The organism is Treponema primitia ZAS-2 (assembly GCF_000214375.1).
GTDB lineage: Bacteria > Spirochaetota > Spirochaetia > Treponematales > Breznakiellaceae > Termitinema > Termitinema primitia.
On sequence record NC_015578.1, the window covers coordinates 2,619,039 to 2,629,830 of the forward strand.

11 protein-coding genes are annotated in these 10,792 nt (G+C 53.5%); 3 read left to right on the forward strand and 8 right to left on the reverse strand.

Going from position 1 to position 10,792, the window contains the following annotated elements; genetic code table 11:
- Positions 1-5: 5 nt before the first annotated feature.
- The 7 genes from TREPR_RS11420 to infC all read right to left on the reverse strand — a co-directional run bounded on the left by TREPR_RS11420 (position 6) and on the right by infC (position 3,746).
- Complete coding sequence (locus tag TREPR_RS11420) at positions 6-476, reverse strand: YaiI/YqxD family protein (RefSeq protein ID WP_015708472.1); 471 nt, start codon at positions 474-476, stop codon at positions 6-8.
- Positions 473-1,720 (reverse strand): mannose-6-phosphate isomerase, class I, encoded by a 1,248-nt coding sequence (gene manA / locus TREPR_RS11425; protein WP_015708473.1) that lies wholly within the window; start codon positions 1,718-1,720, stop codon positions 473-475. Before manA ends, TREPR_RS11420 begins: the two co-directional genes overlap by 4 nt.
- A 17-nt stretch (positions 1,721-1,737) precedes the next feature.
- On the reverse strand, positions 1,738-2,037 hold the full coding sequence (locus TREPR_RS11430) for a cell division protein ZapA (RefSeq protein ID WP_015708474.1): 300 nt from the start codon (positions 2,035-2,037) through the stop codon (positions 1,738-1,740).
- A 10-nt stretch (positions 2,038-2,047) separates the two neighbouring features.
- Positions 2,048-2,548 carry a cell division protein ZapB gene (locus tag TREPR_RS18980; protein WP_015708475.1) on the reverse strand — a complete coding sequence of 167 codons (501 nt, stop codon included), beginning with the start codon at positions 2,546-2,548 and terminating at the stop codon, positions 2,048-2,050.
- Positions 2,549-2,559: 11 nt separating this feature from the next.
- Complete coding sequence (rplT, locus tag TREPR_RS11440; RefSeq protein ID WP_015708476.1) at positions 2,560-2,928, reverse strand: 50S ribosomal protein L20; 369 nt, start codon at positions 2,926-2,928, stop codon at positions 2,560-2,562.
- Positions 2,929-3,012: 84 nt separating this feature from the next.
- Positions 3,013-3,213, reverse strand: coding sequence for a 50S ribosomal protein L35 (gene rpmI / locus TREPR_RS11445; RefSeq protein ID WP_015708477.1), 201 nt, complete (start codon positions 3,211-3,213; stop codon positions 3,013-3,015).
- A 17-nt stretch (positions 3,214-3,230) separates the two neighbouring features.
- Positions 3,231-3,746, reverse strand: coding sequence for a translation initiation factor IF-3 (infC, locus tag TREPR_RS11450; RefSeq protein ID WP_015708478.1), 516 nt, complete (start codon positions 3,744-3,746; stop codon positions 3,231-3,233).
- A 214-nt stretch (positions 3,747-3,960) separates the two neighbouring features.
- Between infC and TREPR_RS11455 the strand changes: the two genes are divergently transcribed.
- From TREPR_RS11455 to TREPR_RS11465, 3 genes are all read left to right on the forward strand, one after another.
- Positions 3,961-4,623, forward strand: a complete 663-nt coding sequence (locus TREPR_RS11455) for a hypothetical protein (protein WP_245534725.1) — start codon at positions 3,961-3,963, stop codon at positions 4,621-4,623.
- Positions 4,624-4,691: 68 nt separating this feature from the next.
- Positions 4,692-8,756, forward strand: coding sequence for a FlgD immunoglobulin-like domain containing protein (locus TREPR_RS11460; RefSeq protein ID WP_015708480.1), 4,065 nt, complete (start codon positions 4,692-4,694; stop codon positions 8,754-8,756).
- 217 nt (positions 8,757-8,973) lie between these two features.
- On the forward strand, positions 8,974-9,795 hold the full coding sequence (locus tag TREPR_RS11465) for a leucine-rich repeat domain-containing protein (RefSeq protein WP_015708482.1): 822 nt from the start codon (positions 8,974-8,976) through the stop codon (positions 9,793-9,795).
- A 26-nt stretch (positions 9,796-9,821) separates the two neighbouring features.
- Here the strand turns inward: TREPR_RS11465 and TREPR_RS11470 are convergent, their stop codons facing one another.
- Positions 9,822-10,673: an Rpn family recombination-promoting nuclease/putative transposase gene (locus TREPR_RS11470; protein ID WP_245534832.1), complete on the reverse strand. Its 852-nt coding sequence runs from the start codon at positions 10,671-10,673 to the stop codon at positions 9,822-9,824.
- Positions 10,674-10,792: the final 119 nt, after the last annotated feature.

A 10,792-nucleotide genomic window follows, 5' to 3' on the forward strand; every position in this document is an offset into this window, starting at 1 on the left:
TTCCCCTACCCCTTTAAAAGCTTAGTTAGAATCCGGTCAAACCCGTCGGCAAAGGCTTTGAGTTCCCGCTTGCCATAAGAGGGGATCCGCTCCATACCCAGACCGCTCTCCGCCAGATCCACCATAAAATCCCGCAAGGAAAGCCGCTCCCGGATATTTTCCCGGGAATAAGCCTGCCCCCGGTCGTCGATTACCGCTATGGACGCTTCCACCAGCCGGGAAGCCAGGGGTATATCCCGGGTTATCACCAGATCCCCCTCTTCGGCCAGCTCAACGATACGGTTATCTGCGGAATCTGCCCCGGCCGGGCAAAGCTCCATCCGTGCAAATTCCCCATCGGAGCTTTCAGATCCGCCTATCCCGGGTATAAGCCGGTTCGCCGCAAAAATCGCCAGTACCCCCCGGCGTTGGGCGGTCCTGAGTATCAGTTCTCGGGCCGGCCTGGGGCAGGAATCGGCGTCCACCAGGATTTTCACCTGGGCTTTTCCATTGTATCCAGGCCGGTGCCGGCAATAAAAAGGGAATAACTGCCCCTTAAAACCAGCGGGGCCTCCCTTGTAGCGGCAATAAAGGCGCTTTCCCCCTGTTTCAGGGTCAGCTTTTCCCCATCATCCAGGGTTACTTCCCCTTGGGCGACAATCACTATGGCAGGCCCCTGAACCGGAAAAGCAAGGGCCTCATCGGTACTTCCGGCACCGGCCTTGGTGCTCAGCTTTTGGAGAGAAAATTCACCGCAAGGGGCGGGATACCGGGTAAGCCCCTGGGCAGAGGCTTGGGGCTTGAGAATTTCCGGCTTAAAGGGCTCAAAACCCAGTATCCCCTTAAGCTCCTGGAGATCGATATGTTTGGGGGTCAAGCCGCCCCGGAGTACATTGTCCGAATTGGCCATGAGCTCCACCCCGAATCCGTGGATATAGGCGTGGAGTATCCCCGCAGGGATGAACATAGCCTCCCCCGGGTTCAGGTGAAGCAGGTTTAGGTAAAGAGGAGCCAGGAGCGCCGGATCGCCGGGGTAAATTTCCGCAAAATGAGCGCAAAGCTTCCATTCTTCGGCGTATTCGGGAAAGTCCGATTTCCCCCGGGTGCGGGCATAGTCGCTGAGCCCCTGCCGGGTTTCGGCAGGCAGGGCAAATAGGGCGTCCAGAAAGCCCCGGAACCCCCCGCTAAGCAGGGCCGGCTTGAGGGACCCCAGCAAGGGGGAGCCAAAAGCCTCAAGGCGCCGGATAATCTCCCCGGATTCCCGAAAGCCCGCCATGGCGATCATGGGGGTAAGGGCGCAGAGCAGTTCCGGCTTATGGTTAGCATCCCGGTAATTCCGGTTGGGAGCCCTAATGGGTATACCCAGGGCGTTTTCCCGGGCCCACCCCGCCTTTGCCTGGGCCAGGTCCGGGTGGGCCTGAATGGAAAGGGGTTTCCCCGCGGCGAGAAGCTTGAATAAAAAGGGCAGCCCCCCATAGGCGCTGAATGTTTTAGCCCCCAAATAACGGCTCGGGTCCCGCCCTATAAGTTCCGGTAGGCTCCCGGCTTCTTCCCCGCCCTTGGCCAGTAGCGCGGGAAACTTCGTTGCAAGTAGCGAAGGGCCCTCAGGGTGGACCCCCATCCAGAGTTCAGCCCAGGGTTGGCCATCCTTATTGGGCATATTGAGGAATTGGGGTATCCAGTCAGGAGAACCCCAGTCGTAGTTTTTTACCGGATTGTCCAGTTTGAAAAGACAGCTCATGCCTTGATTTTAGCGGCTTAGCCGGAAATATCCAATGCCTTATCCAAGCGGCTTATCAGTTCCTGGGTAAGCTGCTCAGCCTCCAGGGATTCATGAAGCCGGGGGTTCTGATCCGCCAGTTTCTGCACCTCATCGCAGAGCAAAAAACCCGCAACAATGGAAAGTTTAAGGGGATCATCCAAACCGGTTATTTTTTTGGTATTTTCAACAACCTGGCGATAACGGTTCAGCAGGGTTTGAAGGTAAAAGGGATCCTCATCGGCGGTCAGGGAAAAGGATGTTCCTAACATATCGATGCGAAGTTCGCTTTTCGACATCCGGAACTCCTTAAAAAATATCTAACTCACCGGCCCCGGATTCTTCGGAATCATTCCGGGGCTCATCATCATCCTCTTCGTCAAGGGTAAAAATATCCGGTACCCTGGGACCTGTGTCAACAACGGGGCTCGACTGCGCTTCCGGGGGCTTTGCCAGGGTTTCCGACAGCTTTACCGGGGTATTCACCGGTACTTCCAGGGTCAGCTCCGGGGTTCGCCCGGAAAATTCCGAGGGCAGACTCGATGAAACCACCGCTTGAACCGAAGAAAGGCTTTTTCCTATGGCGTCCTCGAACTGGTTGAGCCGATCAAGGGCGGAGATTATCCCTTCCTCGATGCGGTTCTGATCGTCCTTAAAACGCTGAACAATACCCTCAAGCTCGGAAACCCGCTTAAGGGCGCCGTCCAGCTTCCCCTGGAGCAGTTTGTTTTCCCCGGTTACCCGGGTAACGTATTCGATCGCCTTGGCGATCTTTTCTTCCAGCTGTCTGACCTGCTCAAGGGTTACCATGGTTCTTTCCTTTAGGAAGCCTGGGCGCCCAGGGCAGCCTTAGCCTGGGTAACCACTGCCTTGAAGGCGGCGGAGTCTTCAATCGCCATATTGGCCAGGGCTTTCCGGTTGATGGTCACCCCGGCTTTAGCCAGGCCGTCCACCAGCCGGGAATAGGAAAGGCCCTCTGCCCGGCAGGCTGCGTTGATACGGATGATCCATATCCGGCGGAAGTCGCCCTTCCGGTCCCGGCGGTCCCGGTAGGCGTAGAAAAGGCCCTTAGTAACCGCGTCTTTGGCGGTCTTAAAATTGGAATGCCTACGGCCCCAATAGCCTTTGGCCTGCTTCAGTATTTTTTTTCGGTGGTCCTTCCTGCGGGAACCGTCTACTGCTCTTGACATGGGATACTCCTGTTATCTCGTATTACCCGAGCTGGTTCCAAAATCTGACATTTTGGAATCGCATCTGTGCCGGGCGGGTAGCTCCTACCCGTAAGGGAGGAGCTTTTTTCTGATTACCGGCACATTGTCGCTGGACAGGATGCCGGCATGGCGGAGATTCCGCTTCCGTTTGCTGGACTTCTTGGTAAGGATATGGCGAAGATTCTGTTTCTTATACTTCACCTTACCGGTCCCGGTAAATGAGTACCGCTTGGCGGCGCTCTTCTTGGTCTTCATCTTAGGCATGATTGCCATCCTCTGGTTTATTTTTTCGCTTTAGGGCTCAGTATCATGGACATAAACTTACCTTCCATAAGGGGGGGTTTGTCCATCACATATTCCCCTTCAATACGCTTGAGAACGTCCTTAAGGACATCCAATCCGAGTTCAGTGTGGGCAAGTTCCCGGCCGCGGAAACGAACCGTCACTTTTACCTTGTTACCTTCCGCAAGAAATTCCTGGACGTGTTTGGACTTAAAATCCAGATCATGTTCGTCAATCTTAGGCTGCATCCGAATTTCTTTTAACTTTAATAACTTCTGCTTCTTTTTCGAGTCCCGGACTTTCTTTTCATTCTCGAACTTATACTTGCCGTAGTTCATGATTTTGACTACCGGGGGCACCGCCGTAGGGGCGACTTCCACCAGGTCAAGAGCCTGTTCCTTGGCTATTTCGAGGGCTTCGGTGATGGTGATAAGCTGCTGTTCCCCATCATCCCGGATGAGACGCACCTCCCGCACCCGAATCTGTTCATTGATCCGCAAATCCTTATCCGCCAACTGACCTCCTCACCGATCCCGTGGATCATTATTCAGATGGAATTATACGAATTAGCATGGGGTTTGTCTAGCCTCTTTTGGGAATGGCCCGCAGACTAAAGCATTTTTCCGCAACTTGCAACGAAGTTCCCCGCGCATTGCCGCCTATAGTACCGGAAACCGAGGTATTTGCAAAGCAGTTGCCGATCCGCTTTTTTTGTGTTATTTTCTTTCTATGAGTCTGTTTTGCTTCCTGTGGATGCCCTTGTTCTACCTGTTCTGGCATTCCATAAGCGGGAGGGAGGGGGAGAACTCCGGTGGTATCTGGGCGCTGCTCCTGGGCAGCGTGGTTGCCATAATCCAGTTTCTTCTGGGTTCCTTCTTAACCCCCGGTGGTTTCGGCCTTTCCCGGTGGGTTAACGCCTGTATTGATATTGTTACCCTGCCTGCGCTGCTCCCCTTTGGGGCATACATCCTTTTATCCCGTTTACGCCGCCTTCAAAAGATCGGGGCTTCTGAGTACGCCCATTTTGCCCTACTCTGGCTCATCCCCGCTTCGGCAATACGGGCAGTAAGTTGGAGCGCCCAAAAGACCCCTTCCCTGCTGGTTTTGACCCCCTTGCTTTGGACGGCTGTGGCGGTGGGGCTTCCCTTTTTTATCGATCTGCTCCAAAGGATCCGCCTGATCCAAAGAAGGGGATTCTTCCTGCTAAGTATCCCGGTGTTCCTGGGTATGGCGGCGCTTCCCTTCCTGGCGGCTACGGTCTACTGGGCTTTCTTTGCCCAAAAAACCGGGCTTGGATTCCTGCTTTTTTTCATTACCCTTATCCCCATGGGGATAAGCCTGGGAAAATCCTTCTACCGCTCTTGCGTAAATCCCCAATTGTTTTATGATTAAATATTAGTGAATATATTTCAACACATTCGTCCGTTAATAGAGAATAAGGAAAATTAAGGAAAATTTTTATGTCTAAAAGAACGCTTTTTTGCCTCGTGATTGCCCTCACTGTCCTGCCCGGTCTCTGGGCGGACCCGGTGGGCGCCGAAACTTCCCTGGACCTCTCTTCCCCGGAATTAGCCGGGAGAGGCGGGTTTGTCACTTCCCAGGGGGGCGCCCCTGCAAGTATCCTGAACCCTGCAGCGGGGGGAGATGCCCAGCGTATTGTCTTTGATGCCGGATATATGGCCCTGGTCACCACCAGTACCGGGGGCGGGTTTGGAAATGCAATTAATTTGGGGACCCTGTTCCCTACAAAATACGCCGTCTTTGGGGGTAACCTTAATTTCCTGCAAAGTCCCGGTTTTAGCGGTAGTTACCCCATAGGGACGACCTTTGGGGGGAACTTCACCGCTGCTAAGGAACTGTACCCGGGCTTAAATGTTGGCTTGGGTTTTAACTTTGCCTTTGGCGAGGATGACGATGATGATGGGGTCTGGACCGCCGCAGGGGATCTGGGTATCCGCCATAATGTGGGCAAAATAGGGCCCCTTCAGAATTTTACCTATGCTTTTGTGTTCCGTGACTTAGGGCACAGTTATATGCCCGGCGCCTTTACCCCGGGCTTGGGGATTATCTTTGACTTTGTCCATATTCAGGGACGGGAAGATAAGCCTGATCCCCTGGTTGCAAAATTTGCTACGGATTTTACCTTTCCCACTTTTCAGAATATGACCGGAAAATTCGGCGTTTCAGCTACCATAGCGGAACTGGTAACCCTGTCCGGAAGCATGGGCTTTAACATCAAGGATATTGCGGATCATCAAAGCCCCTCCTGGCTCCCTTCCATCGGGCTTACGGTTAACCTGGGGCTCCTTTCCACGGGGAAACGTATAGCCGGGGGCAGGCTGCCTTCGGATGGGGATGTTGGGGTAAGTATGGGCTTTAAGCCCCTGTATAAGGATGTTATCGCCATAGGACCCGGGGTCAGTTGGTCTGTGGGGGTGCTGGATAAAAAACCGCCGGTGATTGTGATCGACTACCCTGAAACCCGGTGGATTTCACCCAACAACGATGGTAAATCAGATACCCTTGAGTTCCCGGTCACCATTACGGATCAGCGCTATGTTGCTGAATGGAAACTCGAGATCTTTGATGAATCGGGTAATCTGGTCCGAACCTATAAGAACAAAGAATTACGGGTCGAAACCCAGGGCTTTAAGAATATTATGAACCGGCTTATTGCGGGTAAAAGCGGGATCGAAGTACCTCCCACCTTCAGGTGGGACGGTATCTTTGATTCAGGGGACATCGCTGGGGACGGGACCTATACCTTTGTCATAAGCGCTGCGGATGATAATGGAAACGCTGCGTCCAGTCCCCGGTATACCGTGATGGTGGACAATACCCCCCCGGAAATTGAGATAGCGGAAATCACCGATGCGAATAAAATTTTCTCCCCCGACGGGGACGGTAACAAGGATACCCTCACCATTGACCAAAGCGGCTCCAGGGAAGAAACCTGGGAAGCGGGGATCTACGACGCCTCGGGAAACAAGGTAAAGAACTTCAACATCAGTGACGGAAAGCCAGAGCCCATTACCTGGGACGGCACCGGGGATGACGGCCATATTGTGGCGGACGGGGTCTACAGCTACCGTATCAGCGCCACAGACAAGGGTGAAAATTCGGAAAGCGCATCCCTGGAAAATATCATTGTAAGTACCATACAACCCAAGGTCAGCCTGACCTTGAACGATGCCTTCTTCTCCCCCAATGGGGACGGTATAAAGGACACCCTGATCCTGAGCGCCGCAGTGCCGGTAAAAGAGGGCATCCTGGGCTGGACCTTAAACATCCAGGACAATTCCGGAAGGACCCAGCGGACCATCACCGGGGAAACCCAGGCGCCGAATCAGGTTATCTTTGACGGCAGGGGCGATACCGGAGGTATACTGAGCGAGGGAACCTACAACGCGGAACTCTCCATCAACTACCGCAACGGCTATGTTTCCAAAGCCCTGTCTCCGGTCTTTACCCTGGACACTACGGCGCCCCGGGCCTCCATACGGACCGAATACAATGCATTCTCCCCCAATAACGACGGAATCCAGGATGAGATGATCCTCAACCAGGAAGGGTCGGCGGAACTTACCTGGGTTGGAGAAGTACGCAGGGCTGGGGCGGCTCCTACAGAGCGGCCGGTCAGGACCCTGCGCTTTACCGGGGTCCCGGTGGGCCGGATCACCTGGGATGGGCTTACCGATGCAGGGGCCCTGGCCCAGGACGGGAACTATTCCTACCAGCTTTTCTCCACTGACCCCGCAGGGAATACCGGTGCATCCAATACGGTAAACTTCAGCCTGAGTACCGCGGATACCCCGGTATTGCTCAGCACGGATCTCCGGGCATTTTCGCCGAATAATGATCGGAACAAGGATACTATCAATATTATACCCCAGTTACAGGTAACCCAGGGGATAAGCAGTTGGCGTCTTGATATTAGCAACAGCGACGGTGTAACGGTCCAGAGCTTTAACGGCCAGAACACCGTGCCCGCTTCCGTTTCCTGGAACGGCAGGGACAGCGCGGGCAATACGGTTCCCGACGGGAACTATACTGCCCATATCGAAGTGCGCTACGCTGCGGGTAACCAGCCGGTTGCCATTTCCCGGCCCTTTGCGGTGGATACGGTTGCTCCAAAAGCGCAACTGTCCTCCCCCTACACCCTCTTCTCCCCCAACGGAGACGGGAAAAAGGATAATCTCCCCATCAATGTTACTACCGAGGGGGATGATGATACCTGGGAAGCAGTTATCACCGATTCCAAGGGAACGGTAATCCAATCCTGGACCTGGACCGGAAAAGCCCCGTCCTCCCTTTCCTGGGACGGAACGGACAGTGCAGGAAATGCCGTACCCGACGGGACCTACCGCTTCAACCTGAGCTCCACCGATGAGGCGGGGAACGATACCAGGATACCCCTGGACAATATTATTGTGGACGCCCGGATACCCAGGGCCTTCCTTACCTCTTCAAGCAACGCGGTTGCCCCCAAGGCAGGACCCACCGGGGAAGCCCTGCGCTTTAGCGTGATACTGACCCCCAGGGACGGCATAGAAAACTGGTCCCTGGAACTTAAGGATGAAAGCGGTACGGTACGGCGGCATTTCCCCGCGCCCGGAACCGCTCAAACAGCCGCACCCCCGGAACTTATTATCTGGAACGGTTATGATGATTCGGGGATACTCCGGGAAGGCCGGTTCACACCCCAGCTTTCTATTACCTATGCCAAGGGCGATGTGGTTTCAATTTCCGCGCCCCCCATTACGGTGGACGTGACCGGGCCGGCCCTGAGCTTTGCCTATGAACCGGAATACTTCAGCCCGGATAATGACGGGGTGGATGATGAGCTTGCCATGTTCTTAGGGGCCATGGATCTGTCCCCCATTGCAAACTGGAGCCTGGAAATTCACGAACCGGAACCGCCGAATCTGCTGTTCTACCGCATTGAAGGCCGGGGAAGCCCGGCTGAAAGGACACTCTGGGACGGCCGGAGTTCCAAGGGCGAACTGGTTCAGTCCGCCACTGATTATCCCTTCATCTTCAGGGCCATTGATTCCCTGGGGAACATCAGTACCCTGGATGGAACCATCGGGGTGGATGTGCTGGTAATCCGGGACGGGGACAACCTGAAGATCATGGTGCCCTCCATCGTGTTCCGGGCAAACGAAGCGGACTTCAAGGGCAAGGATCTGGACCCGGTCCAAGGCCTGACCCAGGCCCAGATTGACAACAACAACCGGGTCCTGCGGCGTATCGCCCAGATCCTCAACAAGTTCCGGGACTACCGGGTCCAGGTTGAAGGCCACGCCAATCCCACCAGCAAAGTGGTACCCCCCGCAGAAGCCCAGGGGGATCTGGCCCTGAGCGAACGGCGGTCAAAAGCGGTGGTAGACTTCCTGGTGGGCTTCGGGGTCAACCGGGGCAGACTCAGCGCCATAGGCCGGGGCAGCACCAGACCGATTATCACCTTTGAGGATCATGATAACTGGTGGAAGAACCGGAGGGTGGAGTTTATATTGATCAAATGAGGCATTTCCTAAATGTCAGATTTTGGAAATGCTACCTTGGATTTAGATGGAAAAGCGGGCTTTAAGCCGCTTTTCCAAGAACTGGTTCCAAAACCAACCGGGTTTTGGAACCAGCTCAAGTAAATTGCCGATACTATTTGTACTGAAATCGTAAGGTGAAACAGGCCTGCGGGGTTTTAATTCCGCAGGCTTTGTTTTAATATAAGGGAGGTTCGTTATGAAAAGAAACCTTTGCTTTCTGGCTTTTTTTGCCCTGGGCATTTCTCTCTTTGCACAATCGGTGGAGGATTTTATCATTTCTATCGAAAGTGGGGGTATCACCATTATCGATTATATCGGAAGCGAAAAAGAGGTGATCATTCCCGGAGATATCCAAGGCGTGCCGGTCACTGCTATCGGGGAGGATGCCTTTGCGGGGCAGCAGCTTGTTGCTGTTACCATACCTAAGGGGGTGGTTTCCATAGGAAAGGGCGCCTTCGCGGTAAACCAGATATCTTTTGCCGCCATTCCTGAAACGGTCAGTACCATTGAGAACAGCGCCTTTGCCATGAACCAGTTATGCAGCGTAACCCTTCCGGGTAAGATTGTTGTCATTGAAGATAATGCATTCAGTGATAATCACTTAACCAGCATAACAATCCCCAGGGGTGTCAAATCCATCGGACGTATGGCCTTTTACAATAACCGCTTAACCAATGTAGAGCTCTCCCCGGGTGTCACTGTTATTAATGCAAGCGCCTTTGCCTTTAACCAGATAAACAGCATCAACATCCCCTCCACGGTCGTTACCATCGGGGATGACGCCTTTGCGGGGAATAAAATTACCAGCATTAGCATTCCGGATGGCATAAACTCCATCGGGATCAGCGCCTTTGCGGACAACCAGTTGACTCGCATTCAAATCCCGGAAAATGCAAAAATGTCCGATGATGCCTTTGATGATAGCTTCATAAATTTTTACCGCAGGAACGGAAAACGGGCCGGGGCCTATACCCTCAACAGCAATACCTGGGCATTTGCCCGGCGCAGTGTTTATTAACCAATTTTAGCTTGTTGCGGGTAATTTTAAGTATCTATCCCGGCTTCCTGCAGCTTTCGCCTGAGCTCCTGATTTTCTCGGTCCTTTTCTGCCAGCGCCTGCTGGTTTTCCGCCAGCGCCTGCTGGTTTTCTGCTAGTATGGGCTGGTATTTCGCTTCTGCTTCTTCCCATACCTCTTCCTGCCAGGCTGCTTTTGCCTCGTCCCAGTCCCATTCACCAAATGCCATATTTAATACCTCCCCGCCATGTTCCTCGAAAAAACGCTCCAGTATCCGGTTCTTTATGCAATACTGGACCGCCTCGGTCACCGCCTGCTCCAGGGGCATGACCGCCTCGTTTTCCCGCACCTTTGCCACAAACTGCGCGTATCCTGATAGGTTCTCGCTTCTTTGGAGCAGTTCCGTGTTCTGCCCATAATTAATATTATACACCGTGACGATCAGATCAAGGGGGACTTTTTCGCCTGGCTCCAGCCCGATAAAGGCGTCGGAAAGCCGCAATTCCCACTTTTCCGGCGCTTTCTCCGGGCCGTTGTACAGAACGATAAATTCAGGTTTGGGGATCTTTACCAGGGTGGTTTTGTATAAGGCTCGGCGCGAAATGATTTTCTCGTAAACCCGGGCAATATACGACAAAATCCGCAGGGGCATGTTCCAGTTGAGGGTTGACTGGTGTTCTATCACGAATACCAGTTTGTCCCCCGCTGTAAAGGACAGGTCGTTGATCCGGTCCATGTAGAGGACATCTTCCAAGGTATTTATGGTTATGGATATGGACGGATCGTACTCGATACCTTCCAGGGCGGCATACAGTTCCCGGAGCCTGTCTTCGTCATTAAAGAGTTTCGTAAAGACACTATCCTTATACTTTGCATTCACGCTCAATTGCTTTTCCTCCTCAAAAAAGTAGGGACTGAATGGTCCCGATTTACCCCTGTTAGGGGGCGGGGAGGAAAAATACTTTAGTGGCGAGGAGAATTTTGTAATTTAAAACAGGT

Coding starts and splice junctions, on each gene's coding strand:
- manA (WP_015708473.1), bottom strand. CDS start 1,720: ATGAGCTGTCTTTTCAAACTGGACAATCCGGTAAAAAACTACGACTGG.
- TREPR_RS11430 (WP_015708474.1), bottom strand. CDS start 2,037: ATGTCGAAAAGCGAACTTCGCATCGATATGTTAGGAACATCCTTTTCC.
- TREPR_RS18980 (WP_015708475.1), bottom strand. CDS start 2,548: ATGGTAACCCTTGAGCAGGTCAGACAGCTGGAAGAAAAGATCGCCAAG.
- rplT (WP_015708476.1), bottom strand. CDS start 2,928: ATGTCAAGAGCAGTAGACGGTTCCCGCAGGAAGGACCACCGAAAAAAA.
- rpmI (WP_015708477.1), bottom strand. CDS start 3,213: ATGCCTAAGATGAAGACCAAGAAGAGCGCCGCCAAGCGGTACTCATTT.
- TREPR_RS11455 (WP_245534725.1), top strand. CDS start 3,961: ATGAGTCTGTTTTGCTTCCTGTGGATGCCCTTGTTCTACCTGTTCTGG.
- TREPR_RS11460 (WP_015708480.1), top strand. CDS start 4,692: ATGTCTAAAAGAACGCTTTTTTGCCTCGTGATTGCCCTCACTGTCCTG.
- TREPR_RS11465 (WP_015708482.1), top strand. CDS start 8,974: ATGAAAAGAAACCTTTGCTTTCTGGCTTTTTTTGCCCTGGGCATTTCT.